Origin of the sequence: Flavobacterium algicola (assembly GCF_022399565.1) — a bacterium.
In the GTDB taxonomy this organism is placed as follows: Bacteria; Bacteroidota; Bacteroidia; order Flavobacteriales; family Flavobacteriaceae; genus Flavobacterium; species Flavobacterium algicola.
In genome coordinates this window covers 1036899-1056751 of sequence record NZ_JAJTUT010000002.1, presented here as the reverse complement: position 1 = coordinate 1056751, position 19853 = coordinate 1036899, and the positions used below count along the sequence as shown (strand labels likewise).

Below are 19853 nucleotides of genomic sequence, written 5' to 3'. Positions count from 1 at the left end.
ACCATCAAATCATCGGGGCTGCTGCTATGATCTGGGGCAGGTCATATTCGTTTCATTAAAGCTGTCTATAATTATATCTCATTTCATATGGTAACATTAGAATTTGCAATCGAATATAAAAGGCGTTTAGCATGGGTAAAATATCATAGGAGCATTAAATAGCAATCTCACAAATAATGAAGTCGAAAATTAGTAGATTCTTAACAAGGAATGCTAATCAGAATCCGTATTTTCATAATCTATTAAATTACTATAAACCACACTGAAAGATACTTATTATGGGAAATATAAAAATACAAGCATTCATTCCACTATTTTACCTCGTTTGGTCTGACGATTTATTGTCTAAAAAGGAACTTGCCACCTTGCAAGACTTTATCAATGCACATGACTGGCTTTCTAGCGAAGAGAAACAATGGTTGCTTTCTAAAACAGCTATTAGCAACCCGCCGGCACGTCACGAAATTACAGACTGGAAGAACAAAATAGAAGCAACTATACAAGAAAATACCGCAATTAAATCGATTTTTGAAATCAGTTTGGCATTATCAGGGAATGATACAGTCATTCGGGACTTGGAAATTTCTTTTGTAAAACTAGAAAATGACTTAGGAATTCTAGGGGAGGAGGCCATCAATAATTTTAAGACAAAAACAAATCCTCAAACTGCCACACACCAGACAGATGATAATTTTGATGTCCAAAAACTAACGGCGCTATTAGATGGGGAGCAAGCACCAATTATTAAGAAAGTGAAATCGGTTATTTCTCGTCCGGAATTCAAATTAGAAAACATCACCGATGTAAATGCATATCGTGAAAAAGTATTTGAATGGTGCAAAATTTTAGCAGATGAAAATTTAGGTAATATGGCCTATCCCAAAGAATATGGAGGAGGAGCCAACATGGCCGATTATTTTGCGATTATGGAGACCCTGAGTTACCACGACTTAAGTTTGGTAATTAAATTTGGTGTGCAATTTGGACTTTGGGGAATGAGTGTACAATCTTTGGGTACCGAGAAACATTATACCAAGTACCTTAAAGATATTGGTACACTTAAAATACCAGGTTGCTTCGCAATGACCGAAACACATCATGGTTCAAATGTTAAAGGATTGGAGACTACAGCAACTTACAACCATCAAAGCCAAACTTTTATCATACATACACCACATGAAAAAGCACAAAAGGAGTATATAGGCAATGCGGCCTTACATGGGCAAATGGCGACTGTATTCGCAAAATTAATAATTGATGGTCACGATTACGGGGTCAATGCATTTATTGTTCCCTTGCGTAGCGAGGATGGAGTTGTATTAGAAGGTGTTACTATAGGAGATTGCGGCCATAAAATGGGGCTAAATGGTGTCGATAATGGTACTATTCGGTTCAACAATGTCAGCATTCCAAAAGAAAATATGTTGGATCGATTTGCATCCGTAAATGATAATGGAGAATTCGAAAGTCCGATTCCGAGTGATAACAGACGTTTCTTCACTATGTTGGGAACACTAGTTGGTGGCCGAATCGGAATTCCGCGTTCTGCTTTGGCTGCAGCTAAAACGGGTTTAACAATTGCCATTAGGTATGGAGACCAACGTAGACAATTTGGCCCAGAAGGTGATTCTGAGGTTCCTATTTTAAATTACCGCATGCACCAAAGAAGATTGTTAATTCCTTTAGCCAAAACTTATGCGGTTCATTTTGCATTACAACATTTAACTCAACGCTTTTTAAACAGGACTGAAATAGAAATGCAAGAAATTGAAGCACTTGCTGCAGGTCTCAAATCCTATTCCACTTGGAGCACTACTGCTATTCTACAAGAATGCAGAGAAGCTTGTGGAGGTAAAGGATATTTGTCTGAAAACAGAATAGATGCTTTAAAAAACGATACCGAAATTTATACCACTTTTGAAGGTGATAATACTGTTTTAATGCAATTAGTGGCAAAAAGTCGTTTGTCAGAGTTTAGAAAATCCTTTGGTGAAATGGGATCATTAGGTATCATTAATTATGTATATGAAAATGCTAAATCGGTGATATCAGAGAAAAATCCCATCACCATTCGTAATACAGACGAAGCACATTTACTAGATGGTGATTTTCATTTGCAAGCTTTTCAACACCGCGAAAAGACAATTTTAGCTTCGGCTGCAAAGCGTATAAAAAAATTGGTGGATAACGGTATGGATCCTTATGATGCCTTTAATGTGGTGCAGCATCAAATGATCGACGTTGCATCTGCCTATTTGGATAGAGTAGTGTTAGAACAATTTCAGTTGGCGCTAAGTACTGTCGAAGATGAAAGTTGCAAAGCCATTTTAAATCAGCTTTGTCAATTATATGCACTTTCACAGATAGAAAAAAATAAAGCCTGGTACCTTGAAGACAATTATATGGAAGCAGTGAAAACAAAAGCCATTCGAAAAATGGTCAATCAACTGTGTTGGGATATTCGTCCGGATGCAGTGGCTTTGGTAACTGCTTTTGAGATTCCAGATTCTTGTTTGGGAGCATTGGTATGAAATTGATAATTAATTTGTTACAGTGTGCTGAGCGTATCAAAATGTTCTAGATAATAGTAGCTTTTGAAAAGCTCAGCAAATTTGTTTTGATTAGTAAACGATGAATTTACCTAAGCCTTACAATCAATCAAATTGTTGTCAACTTTATTATATTCGAAAATAGTAAAAGGCAGAAACAACTCCAATTGCTTCATTACCAAATTTAATTTTATCACGACAACGACAAATTGTTAGCATACTTTAGACAATTGCAATACCAGAAAAATGCATGATAAGCATAATGACAATAGTAATTCCAAAACTACACAGCGATAGTACGCGCCAGTAGGTAGAGCGACCATTACCGTAACGCCAAATTCTTTCGCCAGCTTCTGTTCGATTTTCTTTTATAGTTGCTTTTGAAAGTAGATAAGTAATCACTATAAATAGTAAAACTGCAATTCCCCAAAATTTATACATAATTTCTATTTTAGATTTAGGTAAATACTTTTTAGCACAAAGAAATTAATTGCATTTCTGCTCGTACCGAAGATAAGAAATTTACTAATACAAATTCATTGATTACTAATAATTAAGCTGATACAAAAAATAATTTAAGGCAATTATGGTACGAAAGCGATAAAACGTAAATTTACTACTGATTTTTGAAAGTACATTTCTGTTTTATTTTCGATCTAAAATATAGTCAACGGCGGCATCAGAATGGATCTTGGTAGTGTCGAATATCGGAACATCTAAATCGCCTTCAAAAATCATTAAGGGAAATTCGGTACAGCCCAATATAACTCCTTCAGCACCATCTTTAATCATCTCATTTAAGATCCGAATGACATACTTTTTGGATTCCTTATTTACTTTCCCATAGGTAAGTTCTTCGATAATGATGCGATGTAATTCATCAATTACTTTTGCATCATTGGGCACCAAAACTTCTATTCCGTTGTCTTCAATTCTTTTGGTGATAAAATCTTCCTGCATGCTGTATTTTGTGCCTATGAAAGCTACCTTTTTGATCCCTCTTTTATGAATAGCTTGAGCCGTAGCATCAGCAATATGTAGTACAGGAAAATTTAGTTTCTCTTGGACAGCCGTGTATAATTTATGAGGTGTATTGGCACAAAATAAAACCTCAGTCGCACCTGCTTTATTCAAACTCTTAGCTGCTTCTACGAGCATGTTGGCGATCGAGTCCCAATTGTCCTCTTTTTGAAACTGGTGCACTCTTGCTTGGTTCAATGTGTAGACCAGTAAAGGTGGGTTGGTATTGTCACCGTAATAATCATTAATTGACTGATTAATGGCGCTGTAATATTCTACTGTGGAATGCCAAGAAGTGCCGCCGATAAGTCCTAATGTTTTCATTTCGTTCGCGGGTATTGTTGATGTCGTTGAAGTTTTTTGTAACGTAGGTTTGGGAACACTACTACAGTAAGTAAGTCCTAAGAGCAAAAAACTAAGAAGTGTCTTTTTCATGCGAATTCATTTCGTTAAGTAGCTATCCTTAATGCTGTTCCAATTAACTGATTATAAAAATAAAGTTCGAAAAGATTTTGGACCGATTTGATGGTAATACAATTAATTACCATTACCTAGGAGTTCTTTCCATATCGATAAGTATTGTGTATTTCTCACCCCATCAGAATGTGCTTTTTTGCCATCAGGAACCTCTAGGTCGAGTGCGTAAATTTGAGTAGAAGGAATGTTCATCGCTTTGTAACTTTCTAGAATAGTACGAGCTTGTGGTTCTTGAGCATGGTAGGTACCATAATAAAGAGTTGGAGAAGTGACGCTTTTCTTAAAATACCAAGTTGCAATTTTACCTTTTGCACTAAAATCCCAGCCGCCTGAGAAATCAATAACTCTAGCTACTTTATGATCCTTTGCAATAAATGCTGCCATACCACCACCTTGAGACTGTCCTGCCACCGCAATTTGTTCCCAATTGGGGCTATTGTTGATCAAGTATTTATCCCAGTTACCACCTTTATCGTTCTTAACTAAATACGTTAATAATTTGGTCAAGCGATTTACAATAGCATCATGCGGCTTATCGGTTACAGCATCAAATGGCGTTGTACCATAAATGCGATTCATTCTAAAGTCCTCGGCACAATTGCTGTTATCCGTTAATTCCTTTCCATTACAAATTTGAGCGATCGCGGGTGTATTGATATAAGACAAATTAATAACGTGATATCCCTGTTGTACCGCCAAGTAAAAAAGCTCTTCTGGCCCTTTCTCTGCAATTCCACCAGTTCCTGGTAAAAACACCAATAGATTACCTTGATTCATTTCTTGATTGTACAAGATAAGATGAGGTGTGTCAGCTTCTTTAATGCGGGAATCGGTCTTTGAGGGTTGGATTTTTAAAATCGAATTTGGCTTTAACTGCGGTACTGCATTTTGTGCATTACTAGTCGTAAATACTGCAGTTGAAAAAATTAATGCAATCAGATATTGTCTCATAATGAAGATGTAACGTGGATACAAACACTTCGAATATAAGAATAAAAAAGAGGGTAGTGGTTAAAATATTATACTTTCAATAAACTTTAAATTATTCCTATTTTGGTCAGCTAAGGTTTAGTAATATCATTTTTTGTTGTTGCTTTTTTAGCAATATGATAACGTAAATTGCAGCGTCGAAAATTAATCTATAAAGAAGAATGAAACTTCTCTTTGCGCAAGAGTTAGTTTTCCGCACCAACTAAATTTTTATTATATATCATTGTTGATTTCGATCCAATATTCATTAGGGTCTTGAAAATACACTTGTGTAATACCGTCTTTTCGAATATAAATTTGATTCAGAGCACCTGGCCAATCATAATAGTTAATTTCTAATAAATCCAAGTGCTTTACGAATTCATCAACGTTAGATATAGCTAAGGCGAAATGAACAGCTTTATTAATTTTTATCTCCGCATCAGGTCTGGGAATTAAATGAAGCTGTGTACCATCACCAAAAGACAACCACCTCGTTTTTGAATCAGAGGCTGTATTTTGAATTTCTGGTAGTTGCAAAACTTTCTGGTAAAAAGCTACAGATTCATCGACATCTTTGACAGAAAGAGCGACATGATTAAATGAAAAATTGAACATGATATATATTAATTACTATTCAAATATCAGGAAAAAAAGGCAAAATCCCTCTACTTATCATTATATCTCGAATATATTTTTTAATTAAAAAGAATAAGCGATGGTCTCATAAAGCGCAGATACCGCAATTGCACAGAAATCTAAATTAGTCTCCACTTCTATAAATTCTAGCAATTGCCTTGAAAACAATTAAGTAATGGATTCACGTTTTACAAATTCTGAAGTTTCCCATTGTTTGATTGTTATAAAGATATAATCACCACCAAATGACAAAAAAAGCAGTGTAAATTCCCTGCTGCTTTTGCCAGCACAACGGCGCTTGTTTTTCGAACATATTAATTTCTAACTGACTTATAATTGAAGCATAATTATGCCAGTCTTCATTATCCTGAGGATCTATTCCCCAAGCAGTTTTAATGGGAATGTGGTACAATCTATCATCAGAGTGAAGACTTATAAATGTTTCCAAATTCACATAATAACCTTTGATAGCCTGTTGAAACGAAGGGGGGAGTGTCTGTTTAAAATGATGAGGGACAAATAAGGATACTAATAAACACAAGGCCTGCGAAACTATCTTTAAATCCACATTACATAGCTGTGAGGCCGTACGAGCGTGGTTCAACAATGGAAACTGCTTTACTCGCAATTTCTCTAACTTTTCCATTAAGGAATCGTTTCTGTTAGGGCCAATCCAATTATAGTTAAGCTTAGATGAGATTGTTGGATCATACAAGTAGAACTTGTAGGCCAGCTCTACATGAGTAAGTTGCTGATTTCTTATATCTTCAACAATAAAATCAATTTCACCAATAGTTTTTTGATCGTCTTTAATTTGAATGTTTTCATACAGAAGTTTATAATGCTGTGAGGACTGAATCGAATAGGAAACTATTTTTTCGACCAAATGTCCCAATCGAAGATTGGTAGGCAAATCAAATTCTAAATCATTTGCACTTTCTAAACTAGATAGATCAAAAGTAGGGAAGCCTGTTACAGAACTGTCTAAAGTTTTAGTATCTAAAATGGAAGCTATTCTTGATTTTGTATTCATTTAATTATCTAATTATTATGCAAGTGGAGGAAGAGTTGATAATGTATCCTTAGTCATTTTTTAAGATACTGATAAATAGTTATGCAATTAGTTTGGATGAGGTTATATGGTTGCAGTATTAAATTTTTAATTTGCATGATTTATTTTTACTCTCACAATTTTCAAGTAAATAGTTAGTTATATTTTGAACTTCTTCTTGTGAAAAGCATGGTGGATTATAAGTTATATACTTTAGCAATTCATTTACAGAAAGTATTTTAACATATTGAAATTGTTCTAGTGGTCTTTGGTTAATGAAAGTTACAATATTTTTAATTGGAATCTTTAGATTTCCCCATTGATGATTTTTTAAATTACTTCGTTCCAGTATATTATAAAGTGCATAGTTTGCTCTTATTATTTGTTGTACTGGCGAGCGAAAGTCACTATTTTTCAATGATTTTTCACTCCAATTTTTAGTTTCTATTAAAAAAACTCCTGAAGCTGAAACCAAAATGTGATCGATCTGTACCGTTTTTATATATTCTCCAACTTTACTACTATATAAAGCTGGATGAAATGTATATGTAAAATCATTAATTAAAATATAGTCATCAGATAACTTCGAAAGTTCAATTTCAACTTTTTTCTCACCTATAGCACCGTAAATATAATTGTTCAATTCTTCAATAGTATTTCGTTTTTTTATAAGATGCTGCAAGTCAATAAAGCTACTAATTTTTAAAGCTTGCTCGAAGTTATCGTTTAGAAATTCTTGACGTATTTTCTTTTGTTGTAGAACCTTCTTGAATTTAAAATTTAACATGAATAGCTTTAGATTACTTAAAATAGGTGCTGACCATATTTTTATCCAAATAATGACGTTTAAAAATAGATCATGTAAGATGGTGAAAAGTGATGAATTCGGCAGTAATAATTTTTCTACATTATCATTTAAAACTTGCAGATTTTTTTCAAGTTTAGTGTTTAACGCAGATGTACTGTTCAAGAAGTTATCAGTCATTTTATGTATATCCTCATTCAGAATTAGTGCTTCTTCTTGCAGAATTAATTTATGCTTTAGGATAATTTGCTCTTCTATAAAATTATAGTCCTTCTCAAATCTAATTATTTCTGAAATAGAATTGAAATCATAAATATTATTTGCAGTTAAGTGTAAATCAACGTGACTTAAAGCTCCGATAGTATTATAAATGACACACATTTTAAAGAGTTATTAATATTAAAGAATTTGCACTTCTATTAGTCTTGTCAAATTTGCACATTCAACTGTTATCGCTATTGTCCTCAACTTTTAAATGAAACATCAATTCCAATATTTAAAATTTTTAAATTCAGCGATTTTCAATAATAAATGTTTTGCAAAAAAAATATTTTTTAATAATAGAAATGTTCCTAATGCACTTAACACCTATTTATTTCTCTCATTACAACTTAATCTGCAAACGCTTGTCCGTAGAAAATTAATAAAGTATTTGTCGCTTTATCATATTTTAGACATTCCCAATTGTTGTAGACAGCACTTGTTGCAATACAAAGTGAATTTGATAATTTGTCTTTTGACACTTTATTTGAGAAACAGCCGCTCTTTAAAACAAAATCATCGTCTTTTGAGATGTCCACAATTTTAAATGGCGAAGATTCTAGATAGCTTTCGGGATTTTTCAAAAGATATTCTTCCTGATTCACTAGCTCTGCTGCCAATTGATAGTCAAGTGTACCAAAGACACTATAACTGCAATTCGCATTCTCCAAGCCGTTTTCTACTTTTATTTCTCGAAATAACTCAAAGTATTTGTTTTTCATTTCGTTGTAAATCAAAAATGAAATGCGTTTATTCATCTTGTCATAAACAATAAAAGCAGCATCATCTTTATCTTCTTGAAATAAGTCGCCAGTTGTAGCCGCCAGCAATTCATAATCTAGTTTCGTGGTAAAATATGCGTGGTGCTTACGAATTAATGTCTCCATTACCTTAGAAGCTATTACATCAAATACTTTTCTTTCAGACAGCCTTTTCAACGCTTCTTTCTGGCTTTTTAATATCTCTGGAAACGCGGGATTGTCATAAGTAGAAGTAAGGTAAACAACTGAATTAATAGATTTATCTATATTTGTCGTTTTTGAGATTTCATTTTTCAATATACTATCATTATCAATTTGATCAACATTCTTAGGCGTCTTATCACTATTGTTTTTTCCTGAACATCCTAAGATGATTGTACAAATGCAAATCGTAAATAGAGTTTTCATTGTTCTTTATTGTAGTTTTAACTGTAGCTTAAATTTTCATACCGTACTAACAGGCAATTTCAGAAATAGATTAGTATTTAAATTTTATTTTCAGACAAGTCTTTTGCCAAACTTGCTATTTTTAGTCTTTTGTATCTCATCATATAATTTAAATCTGAAGCGTTGTCCAACATCAATTGTCTGTGGTAATAATTTATGTGTTCGAGAATACCAAAAACGTTCGCAATTCCTGCCCACAATATTAAATTCTCCGTCTTTATTGACCAGTCGCCGAAATATACTTGGACTATAAAAATAAATGGTACTAAAGCGATCATCAAAACATTAATCTTTTTTGATTTTCTAAAAAAATGTAAGTTCTTATTTAAATCGAATGATTTTCCGGTAAGTCGGTCGAGTTTTAACTTCCAATAGTGTTGTCCCTGAAATAATATAAAAATGCATAGAATTAAACCATAGAGAAGAAATAGTATATCTACAAACGACTTTGTAATTATTAAATAGATAGCAATTGTTGGGAAGGTCACAAAGGCGTGCATTCTCTCCATTGGGTAATACCATTTCAATCTTTTAATTAATGCTTTTTTAGTCATAATTAAGCTTTTAATATATTATGTGCTTCTTTTTTGTCGATCCACTAACTATAAAATTGGGATTAAAGTAATTTAAGTTATACGAAAATACGCCTAAATTATTAGTAATTCTACATAATATGTAAATGTTTAAAAATGCCTGATAGTCACAATACATATTGTTCAAGACCTGTAAAGGTTAATTCTCAATTATTTATTCTTTCTGTAGATAATTTCCATCTCTGGGTTGATACGTTTCAAATCTTTAAGAAATCTATCTTTATCTTTTGGAGAGATAAGTACACTGTCAAATTTATTATAGACGATCTCTAGCCTATCGAGTGAAGCTGCTGGCGAACTCAGTAAATTATGTGTTTCTGAAATTTTTCGAATTGTCTTTATATCAATATTTTTATTTACGAAAAAACCACATTTTATATTTAAGTTATCTTTTGCAATGGTATACTTTATTGATAGGAGTGTATAGCAAATAAATACAAATGTTAAACTAATGATAAGTAAAACTACCCAATTTTTATCCATGAAACTGGTGTAAATTTGATACCCAAGTAATAATGGAATTGGTATTACTAATTCCATCCCAATTTTTGATTTATACACTTTCATATTATTGATTTTAAAGTTTTCATCGATATTGCAGATTTGTTTTTGAAACCGCTTTTGTGTGTTATAATGAGCATGCTTTGGAATTTATGTAAGTGCTAGCACTTGCAATTTGATCTGCGACTCCTCGCAAAGTTTGTCATTCTGAAAGAATCTCTAGACAAACTATTCACACAAAATTAGTTAACCAATGATTCAGGTAATCGATTGTAGCGAGCTGCGTTGTAAACGTTACAAAGTGTCTTAAATTTAAGTAAGTATTCGATGTGATCGAGCACCATTTGGAGTTTCGGAAGTAGAAGCGGTTTCGTTCAGTACGGGTTTCATTTTCAGTGCTGCGCAATTAAGCGAGGTACTTAGCAGTAGTAGGCAGTTCTTTATACAATTGATAATATTCCAAAAACTATTGTCAAAAATAAACCTATGATTGCTAAAGGAATCGACCATTTATTTAAACTTTCAATTTTGTTTTGTTGTTCGTGTCTTGTAATGATTACGCTACTCAATTCATTTATTTTTCTATTAATAGACTCTGAATCACCTGTTTTATTATAAGAACTAATGTCATTTATAATATTTCGTTCTGTATCTGGCAAGTCAGAAAATGGAGATGCAGTTTCATTAATTCTTAGAAAATCTGTTATTTTTCTTTTTGTTAATATGGTCTGCTCAACTGAAAAATCTTGACCTACCTCTTTATTAATTAATTTAGCTAATATTTCTCTCAGCCATTCATTTAAATCTTTTTTACTAGAAAGATCTTCAGTGCTAAGGTTTGTAATGCCTGAATAGATATTTAGTAAATCTTCTGAATTTTCAATCGTATTATCTGAAACACCTTTAATAAAAGTTTCTATAAAAGTGTTTTTCCTTTTAATCCTTCTTTCTCTAAATTTCTTTAATACAAAAGTAGCAGCATAAAAATATATTACCGTAAAAATAATAGCGAAAAGCTGTATAATTCTGTTCCTTTCGAAAAGGAGTTCTAAGAAATCAGTTTTATCCATAATCTAATTTTTATAATCGTCTATAATTTAATTTTGAAATCGGCCACATCCTATTTTATTCCCAAATATATTTATTTTTTCTTACAAATAATTACGGAAAACCATAATCGCAAGTTTTTTATAGTGGACATTTTAAATAAACAACTATCCGTCTCAGTCCACTTGGAACGGATATTTTTGTATAGGGGAGTATCAGGGGGTAAAGTTGTACCAAAATGTGTGAAATAGGAGTGGGATTTATAAAAATGGAATACTAAATTTGGATTATGATATAAGTGTCAGTTCGAGCGTAGTCGAGAACCAGCACGGCATCTCGACTGCGCTCGATGTGACAGCTGTGTAGTTCCTAAATGACGCATCTCAACTGCACTCGATGTGACAGTACGGTTTTTAGGTCCCTAAAACAACGAATCGACTATGCTCGATGCGACGATAAACAGTTTTGATAAAAGCATCTCGACTTCGCTCGATGTGACAGCAGAGTAATTTAGAAATAACGCATCTTGACTGCGATCGATGGGACATCTGAATTTAAAATTCGCCAAAGAAAAGTTTCTCGACTGCAATCGATCAGACAGTGAGGTTTTCAGTTCCCCAAAAAATCATCTCAACTACGCTCGATCTGACAATTAGTTTTCTCAAAAAAAAACACTAATCTTTCGACTAGTGTTTTTCGAATCCCTATCAGAGTTTTAGTCTTGAGAGGATTAAATTATCATATTAATTGTTTTACTGTGGTGACTCAGTTTGATTTCTAAATACCAATTGTCCATCGAAAGCATCCAATAATATAATGCTATCGGTAGTGATTTTGTTGGCCAAGATTTCTTTTGAAAGGCTATTTAACACTTCTCTCTGAATCACTCTTTTTACTGGGCGAGCACCAAATTGCGAATCGTATCCCTTTTGGGATAGATATTGTATGGCCTCTGGTGTGGCATCCATAACGATTCCTTGCAGATCAAGCATTTTGGTTACCGACTTAAGCTGAATTTCGACAATGCGTTTGATGTTGGCTACCGTCAATGGTGTGAACAATACAATCTCGTCAATACGGTTGATAAACTCAGGGCGAACGGTTTGTTTTAGCAGTGCCAAAACATCGGTTTTAGCAAGTTCAGTGGTTTCTTCAAGACTTCCGGTTAAATTATCAAATCGATCTTGTATGATTTGGCTTCCCATGTTTGAGGTCATGATGATGATTGTATTCTTAAAATCGGCCAAGCGTCCTTTGTTGTCGGTCAAACGACCTTCGTCTAGTACTTGCAATAATATGTTAAACGTATCTGGGTGCGCTTTCTCGATTTCGTCAAGCAAAATAACCGAGTAAGGACGACGACGCACGGCTTCGGTCAATTGACCTCCTTCGTCATAACCAACATAACCTGGAGGTGCACCAACTAAACGGCTCACGCTGTGGCGTTCTTGGTACTCGCTCATATCGATACGGGTCATTGCGTTTTCATCATCAAATAGGTATTCGGCCAATGCTTTTGCTAGCTCTGTTTTTCCCACACCCGTCGTACCTAGAAAAAGAAACGTTCCTACAGGTTTCTTCATGTCTTGCAAGCCTGCACGAGAGCGTCGTACAGCATCGCTCACCGCCTCAATCGCTTCCTCTTGTCCTACTACGCGGCGGTGCAACTCTTCTTCAAGATGCAACAGTTTTTCGCGTTCGCCTTGCAGCATTTTCACCACCGGAATTCCGGTCCATTTCGCAACTACCTCGGCAATGTCCTCGCGGTTAACTTCTTCTTTTATCAAGGAGCTTCCGTCAGCTTGGTTTTCTATTAATTCTTTATGCAGAATTTCCAAGCGTTCTTGTGCTTCTTTAATTTTTCCGTAACGTATCTCGGCTACTTTTCCATAGTCACCATCACGCTCTGCACGCTCTGCTTCGTATTTGTAATCTTCGATTTCAGTTTTTACTGCCTGCACATTATCAACTACATCCTTTTCCGATTTCCATTTGGCATAAATTTTATTGCGCTCTTCTTTTAAATTGGCCAATTCCATCCCTAGGATTTTTAGCTTGCTCTCGTCTTTTTCTCGTTTAATGGCTTCGATTTCAATTTCGAGTTGCATTACTTTTCGATCCAAGACATCAAGTTCTTCTGGTTTAGAATTAATTTCCATTCTAATTTTTGAAGCCGCCTCATCCATTAAATCGATGGCTTTATCTGGTAAGAATCGGTTGGTAATATAACGTTGTGATAACTCTACGGCAGCAATGATTGCTTCATCCTTTATTTGAACTTTGTGGTGCGTTTCATATTTGTCTTTAATTCCGCGAAGAATCGAAATAGCGCTTTCGGTATCCGGTTCTTCAATGATAATTTTCTGGAAACGACGTTCTAATGCTTTGTCTTTTTCGAAATACTTTTGGTATTCGTCAAGGGTAGTAGCACCGATCGCACGAAGTTCACCACGCGCTAGGGCTGGCTTCAAAATATTCGCTGCATCCATTGCACCTTCGCCGCCACCCGCACCCACAAGAGTATGAATTTCGTCGATGAATAATACGATATCACCTTCGGCTGCGGTAACTTCTTTTACCACTTCTTTTAGTCTTTCTTCAAATTCTCCTTTAAATTTTGCACCTGCAATTAGGGCACCCATATCGAGTGAGAAAACAATTTTATTTTTTAAATTATCAGGTACATCGCCATCTACGATTCGATGTGCTAATCCTTCAGCAATAGCCGTTTTACCTACACCTGGTTCTCCTACAAGCATAGGGTTGTTTTTGGTTCTACGAGTCAGGATCTGTAGAACTCTACGAATCTCTTCATCGCGACCTATAACAGGATCTAATTTTCCAGATTTTGCTAGTTCGTTGAGGTTTTTAGCGTATTTGTTTAAAGAGTTGTATGTTTCTTCGGCAGAGGCAGAGGTTACACGTTCTCCTTTTCGCAATTCATCGATAGCGGCTTTCAAACCTTTTTCGGTTACACCTTGATCTTTCAAAATTTGCGCAACTTTACTTCTCGATGCAAAAATAGCTAGGATTAAATGCTCGATGGATACATATTCATCGTTCATTTTCTTGGCGATGTTCTCTGATTCGTTAAGTGCATTGTTGGCATCTCTAGAAAGCAGTACATCGCCACCTGATACTTTTGGGAAACTTTCGATTGTGCTATCTAAGATTTGTAAAAATAGAGGTACGTTGACGTTTAACTTTTTCAAAATAAATGGAGCAACGTTTTCGTCCACTTCAAAAATGGCTTTAAAAAGATGCTCATTCTCAATTTGTTGCTGTCCCGCCCGTTGTGTGAGCTGTTGCGAGAGCTGAATTGCCTCTTGCGATTTTATGGTAAATTTATTGATGTTCATATATTTTATTCTTTAGATTGTACTTAATTAGTTAACTTTGTATTGGAGTCGACAAATTGTATTCCATAACAAATGTAACGACATTTTGACGGCCATTTACTGATATTTATCAGTTTCGAATGTCAAAAAGTCAGAAAATAAGACAAATTATGAGTTTTTTAAAAAATATTTTTGGTAGTGATGAATCACCCAAACAAGAAAGTAAGAAAATGAACTGGACGCTTTTGAAAGATGTAGCGCAGTTAAACGAAATCGCAACTAGTGAAAAACCAGCTGCTATTTTTAAGCACAGCACGCGTTGTAGTATTAGCCGAATGGCTTTGAAACAGTTCGAAAATGAATTTGATTCGGAAGCAGAGGTAACTCCTTACTTTTTGGATTTATTGGAGTATCGTTCTATATCTGATGCAATTGCAACTAAGTTTGGTGTACACCACCAATCGCCGCAGTTAATTGTTATAAAAGATGGTAAAGCTGTATATGATGCATCACATGGCGAAATCGACGCAGTTTTATTGAAATCAAAAATCTAATTAATTAGTTATATCGAAAGGCCTTATTAGGTAGGTGCGTAGAATTTATTCTTCTTCGACCAAAAGAGTGCTTAGTCAATTATAGATCAAAAAAAAAACTTCTCTATCACTAGAGAAGTTTTTCTGTTTTATGACTCTTCTTTGAAGTCGACCGACAAAGAATTTACACAATAGCGTTCGCCTGTAGGAGTAGGCCCGTCGTTAAACACGTGCCCTAGGTGTCCACCACAATTGGCACAGACTATCTCGGTACGAATCATTCCGTGTGTTTTGTCAAGTACATTTTTTACTTTGCCCGGAATCGCTTCATCAAAAGAAGGCCAACCACAGTGGGCGTCAAATTTTGAATTACTTTCAAACAAAGGTTCGTTACAAGCACCACAACAGTAGGTTCCTTGATCGTATAGCATGTTGTAAGTTCCCGAATGCGGTCTTTCTGTTCCTTTTTCTCTTAAAATGCGGTAACGTTCAGCTCCTAATTGGTCTTTCCATTCGGCTTCTGATTTTTCAACTGGATATTTCATAAGAATTGAATTTTAATAAATCATAAGGATGCGTATGACTTTCATATTTAGTTTAGAATAGTGTTACGATAAAATAGGCAGGCTGTAATAAAAATTAGAACCTTCGCCCACGGTACTTTTCAAACCAATTGATCCTTGATGTAAAATTACGATTTGTTTTGCAATTGCCAAACCAAGTCCAGTACTACTTTCTCCTTGCGTAGGCTGCGTGCTCGATTTCTGAAAATAGAAAAATAGTTGCTGCTGTTCTTTTTCGGGTATTCCTTTACCTTGATCTATAATTTCGGTCAATAACGCGGTTGCCGTTTGCGAAACCTTAACGACTATCTCGGTTCCAGCGTAAGAGTACTTTATAGCATTCGATAATAAATTGCTTGTTACTTCACTTAAGTAATGTTCGTCAAAAATTAATAGTGAAGAGGTTAAGTTTGATTCGAATCGAATAATGATATTCTTATTTTTGGCTACAATTTGGTTATAGGTAATTTGATTTTTTACAAATTGAATGTAATCTCCTTTTCGCAATTTCAAATCAATTTTTCCGGACTCAATTACAGAAACATTTAGTAGGTTTTTTAAAACGCCCATTGTGTTGGCGCTCAATGTTTTGATGATATCTAATCCTTCTCTTACTTCGTCTATTTTATTTTCAGCACAACTTTCGATCAATAATTCAGAAAACGAATTGATAGCACCAATAGGATTTGCCAAGTCATGCGCAGCAATACCAATGAATTTATTTTTTTCGAGATTCAGTTCATTTAATTTCTTGTTGGTAATTTGGATTCTTTTGTCTTTCTCTTTCAACTTAAAGATAAGAGTTCCAATTGTAAAAAAGGTAATGAATCGTACACCTGTATTCCAAACAGCAAAAAATAAGCTGGTAAAAGGGACACTACTGTATTCTGAATAGGACCATGAAGCGGCTGCAATGGTAGAGCAGAAAAGGATATCGACAAACTTGGTCTCATAGTTTATAGACAATAACATTATTGGTAGCAAATAGATTAGTGAAAATGCCATTTCGGTTCCTGTTTGTATATCGCCATACCCGATTATCAATATTAAAATGAGGGTTATTAGAATACTGACCTTTCGATTAGAATAAAGAAGAAAATATAATTTCATAGGTATCAAAGCGAATTAAAAGCGGTAATGGTAAATTTAAACAGTGTAAGATCACGAATTGTAATCGTAAAAAAGCAAAAGTACTTTATTTCAAAAAGTAAAATTAAAATATTTATCTATTTGCCGCTTTATTTCACTTTCATTCAAATTAAAATATCTTATAATGGAATCTTTATTTGAAGACGGTAGCTATACTTGCAGAATGATTTGTTTTGATGTGCTACTTTACTATTAGGTTAATAGATTGCTTTTACTTTAGAAAAAGCCCGCCCATCTGCTGCAAAGTAAGTTGTTCATTAAATATTTATTAAAATTATAATTTTATTTTTGATTGCCTGATTTTTTACTAAATTTAGACAAAAGTTAGCGACTTACATTCAGTAATGATTCTATTTAATAATGATCAGTAAATGAAAGTGATAAAGGCTTTTGAATCCCAATTACGTTAGCGTCTATAAATGGAAATTATTCATATCAGTGCAGAATGTTATCCCGTTGCCAAAGTTGGTGGCTTGGCTGATGTGGTGGGAGCGTTGGCAAAAACCCAAACTCAAGAAGGGTTGTCTGTAAAAGTGGTGATTCCATATTACAATTTAAGCTCGCTAAAAACCATTCAAACTGAAACTATTTTTTCATCTGATGTAAAGTTGGGGCAATTTAATTTTCCTTTTTCTATTCTAAAAGCTTTCAATACTCGTCTAGAATTTGATTTGTACCTTATTGTTATTCCAGAATTATTTGACCGAGAGGAAATATATGGCTATCGAGATGATATTGAACGGTTTGTAGCCTTTCAGATTGCTTTTCTAAATTGGCAAAAGACTATAGAAACAATTCCGTCTGTGCTTCATTGTCACGATTACCACAGTGCTCTGATTCCTTTTATGATCACTCATAGTTATGAATATAATATTCTATGTCGCATACCCACTTTACTTACCCTGCACAATGCTTTGTATCAAGGGCAATTTGGTTTTGATAAATTACATTACTTACCCCAGTACGATCTGTCGAAAACAAATATTTTGGAGTGGGGCGGTAATATAAATTCAATTGCTGCTGGATTGCGATCTGCTAGAGCAATTACGACTGTATCTCCCAGTTATCTTGAGCAGATAAATACTAATGGATACGGACTCGAATACCTCTTTAGAGAAGTGCGCTATAAGTCAAAGGGAATTTTGAACGGAATAGATACGGAGGTTTGGAATCCCGAGACAGATAATAAGATTGCTGCCCAGTACGGAATTAAAAATGCCACTGTCGGAAAGAAAATAAATAAAGAGAAATTGTGTGAAATGTTTCATTTGGATGTTAATATACCAATAATATGTTTCATCGGCAGGTTATATGAAGAGAAAGGAGCCGATTTACTTTATGAATTTTCAAAAAAAACGCTGCAAGAAAACGCTGAGAAATTTAATATTCTTATATTAGGGTCAGGTAATGAAGCTATTGAAAAGCAGTTGCAAAGCTTAGTTGCTGATAGTCAAGGAGTCTATAATCTTTTTGTAGGTTTTGACGAAGATTTAGCCCACTTGATTTACGGCGGTTCTGACTTTATTTTGATGCCATCACGTACAGAATCATGTGGACTGAACCAAATGTATGGCTATCGGTATGGAACAATTCCTGTAGTGAGAAAAACAGGAGGATTAATCGATACTGTGCAAGACATAGACAAAAACGGCTTAGGAATATGCTTTCAAAATGAGACCGTAGAGGACATCACCTCTGCTATTGAGAGAGCAGTCACATTATTCGAAAATAAAGAAAAATTAAATACTATTATAAAATCAGGAATGATGCGAGACCATTCCTGGAACAAAGCAAACCAAGACTATTTAAAAATGTATAAACTAATTATAAAATAAAAAGATGAAAGCGAAGAGAAAAAATGTAATTGCGATTATTCTAGGAGGAGGACAAGGATCAAGGTTATACCCTTTAACTGAGTCAAGGTCTAAACCAGCCGTACCGATAGGAGGGAAATATAGATTAGTTGATATACCTATCTCTAACTGTATGAATTCTGATATCTACAGAATGTTTGTCCTTACGCAATTTAATTCAGCTTCTTTAAATGCACACATTAAAAACACTTATGTTTTTAGTGCTTTTAGTCAAGCTTTTGTCGATATTCTAGCAGCAGAGCAAACACCAGATAATCCGACTTGGTTTCAAGGTACTGCAGATGCCGTTAGACAGTGTATGCCTCACTTTTGCAATCACGATTTTGATTACGCACTGATTCTTTCTGGAGATCAGTTGTATCAAATGGATTTAAATGAGATGATCGAAGAGCACATTCGTAAAGATGCCGACATTTCGATCGCTACTTTGCCAGTTAATGCCAAAGATGCATCTGATTTTGGAATCTTAAAAACAAATAGTGATAGCTTTATTGAATCGTTTATCGAAAAACCAGTTCAGGACTTGTTACCAGGATGGTCGTCTGAGGTAAGTGATGAGATGAAAGCAGAAGGTAAATTGTATTTGGCATCGATGGGAATCTACATCTTCAACAAGGAGCTGTTGGTCGACTTGATGGAAAATACAGATTTGAAAGATTTCGGGAAAGAAATTATTCCGCAATCGGTAGAAAAAAACAAAGTGTTAAGTTACCAATATGAAGGATACTGGACAGATATTGGTAATATCGATTCGTTTTTTGAAGCCAACATTGGTTTGACGGATGATGTGCCAAAATTTAATTTGTTTGACAACGATAATAAGATTTATACAAGACCAAGATTATTGCCTCCGTCAAAATTTCACAATACACAAGTTGATAGTTCTTTGATCTCAGAGGGATGTATTTTGAATGCAAAGGAAATTACAAAATCTGTAATTGGAGTTCGTTCTCGCATAGGAAAAGATACCGTTATTCAAAATTGTTATGTGATGGGGAATGACCTTTACCAAACTATTGAACAAATGGAAAAGGATTTAGCAACTAATAGAATCCTGGTTGGTATTGGTGAAAGATGTTTTATAAAAAACGCTTTGATCGATAAAAATTGCCGCATTGGTAATGATGTTACAATTATTGGTGGTGATCAACTAGAGAATGTATCCAATAAATTGTACACGGTCAAAGATGGTATCGTAGTGATTAAAAAAGGTGTGGTGATTCCAGATAATTATGTTATCAAATAATTTACTCTCTACACTAACTACCCAATTAAT

17 protein-coding genes are annotated in these 19853 nt (G+C 34.4%); 4 read left to right on the top strand and 13 right to left on the bottom strand.

Annotation, left to right across the window (positions count from 1 at the left end; translation table 11 throughout):
• The first annotated feature begins 278 nt into the window (after positions 1-278).
• Positions 279-2531, top strand: a complete 2253-nt coding sequence (locus LXH21_RS11045) for an acyl-CoA dehydrogenase family protein (RefSeq protein WP_239865731.1) — start codon at positions 279-281, stop codon at positions 2529-2531.
• 240 nt (positions 2532-2771) lie between these two features.
• Here LXH21_RS11045 and LXH21_RS11040 read toward each other — a convergent pair whose 3' ends face one another.
• The 11 genes from LXH21_RS11040 to clpB all read right to left on the bottom strand — a co-directional run bounded on the left by LXH21_RS11040 (position 2772) and on the right by clpB (position 14479).
• A complete protein-coding gene (locus tag LXH21_RS11040) occupies positions 2772-2990 on the bottom strand; it encodes a hypothetical protein (protein ID WP_239865729.1) in 219 nt (72 codons plus the stop codon).
• A 204-nt stretch (positions 2991-3194) separates the two neighbouring features.
• Entirely contained in the window at positions 3195-4004 is an 810-nt protein-coding gene (locus LXH21_RS11035) for an aspartate/glutamate racemase family protein (protein WP_239865724.1), read from the bottom strand.
• Positions 4005-4106: 102 nt separating this feature from the next.
• The gene (locus LXH21_RS11030; RefSeq protein ID WP_239865722.1) at positions 4107-4997 is read right to left on the bottom strand and encodes a BPSS1187 family protein; all 891 of its coding nucleotides are present in this window, start codon (positions 4995-4997) and stop codon (positions 4107-4109) included.
• A 252-nt stretch (positions 4998-5249) separates the two neighbouring features.
• Positions 5250-5633 (bottom strand): VOC family protein, encoded by a 384-nt coding sequence (locus LXH21_RS11025; protein ID WP_239865719.1) that lies wholly within the window; start codon positions 5631-5633, stop codon positions 5250-5252.
• A gap of 256 nt (positions 5634-5889) precedes the next feature.
• The gene (locus LXH21_RS11020; protein ID WP_239865718.1) at positions 5890-6687 is read right to left on the bottom strand and encodes a DUF1853 family protein; all 798 of its coding nucleotides are present in this window, start codon (positions 6685-6687) and stop codon (positions 5890-5892) included.
• A 118-nt stretch (positions 6688-6805) separates the two neighbouring features.
• Entirely contained in the window at positions 6806-7891 is a 1086-nt protein-coding gene (locus LXH21_RS11015) for a nuclease-related domain-containing protein (RefSeq protein ID WP_239865717.1), read from the bottom strand.
• Between the two features lie 230 nt (positions 7892-8121).
• Positions 8122-8940, bottom strand: coding sequence for a hypothetical protein (locus LXH21_RS11010; protein ID WP_239865716.1), 819 nt, complete (start codon positions 8938-8940; stop codon positions 8122-8124).
• A gap of 77 nt (positions 8941-9017) precedes the next feature.
• On the bottom strand, positions 9018-9533 hold the full coding sequence (locus LXH21_RS11005) for a hypothetical protein (protein ID WP_239865715.1): 516 nt from the start codon (positions 9531-9533) through the stop codon (positions 9018-9020).
• Positions 9534-9722: 189 nt separating this feature from the next.
• Positions 9723-10139 (bottom strand): PH domain-containing protein, encoded by a 417-nt coding sequence (locus tag LXH21_RS11000; protein ID WP_239865714.1) that lies wholly within the window; start codon positions 10137-10139, stop codon positions 9723-9725.
• Positions 10140-10513: 374 nt separating this feature from the next.
• Positions 10514-11143 (bottom strand): hypothetical protein, encoded by a 630-nt coding sequence (locus LXH21_RS10995; protein ID WP_239865713.1) that lies wholly within the window; start codon positions 11141-11143, stop codon positions 10514-10516.
• Between the two features lie 729 nt (positions 11144-11872).
• Entirely contained in the window at positions 11873-14479 is a 2607-nt protein-coding gene (clpB, locus tag LXH21_RS10990; RefSeq protein WP_239865712.1) for an ATP-dependent chaperone ClpB, read from the bottom strand.
• Between the two features lie 149 nt (positions 14480-14628).
• Here clpB and ytxJ point away from each other — a divergent pair, with 149 nt between their 5' ends.
• On the top strand, positions 14629-15012 hold the full coding sequence (gene ytxJ / locus LXH21_RS10985; RefSeq protein WP_239865710.1) for a bacillithiol system redox-active protein YtxJ: 384 nt from the start codon (positions 14629-14631) through the stop codon (positions 15010-15012).
• A 128-nt stretch (positions 15013-15140) separates the two neighbouring features.
• Here ytxJ and msrB read toward each other — a convergent pair whose 3' ends face one another.
• Positions 15141-15536, bottom strand: a complete 396-nt coding sequence (gene msrB / locus LXH21_RS10980) for a peptide-methionine (R)-S-oxide reductase MsrB (RefSeq protein WP_239865708.1) — start codon at positions 15534-15536, stop codon at positions 15141-15143.
• Positions 15537-15599: 63 nt separating this feature from the next.
• Positions 15600-16559, bottom strand: coding sequence for a sensor histidine kinase (locus LXH21_RS10975; protein WP_239865699.1), 960 nt, complete (start codon positions 16557-16559; stop codon positions 15600-15602).
• 563 nt (positions 16560-17122) lie between these two features.
• Between LXH21_RS10975 and LXH21_RS10970 the strand changes: the two genes are divergently transcribed.
• On the top strand, positions 17123-18538 hold the full coding sequence (locus LXH21_RS10970; protein ID WP_239865698.1) for a glycogen synthase: 1416 nt from the start codon (positions 17123-17125) through the stop codon (positions 18536-18538).
• 4 nt (positions 18539-18542) lie between these two features.
• On the top strand, positions 18543-19823 hold the full coding sequence (locus LXH21_RS10965; RefSeq protein WP_239865696.1) for a glucose-1-phosphate adenylyltransferase: 1281 nt from the start codon (positions 18543-18545) through the stop codon (positions 19821-19823).
• Positions 19824-19853 lie beyond the last annotated feature (30 nt).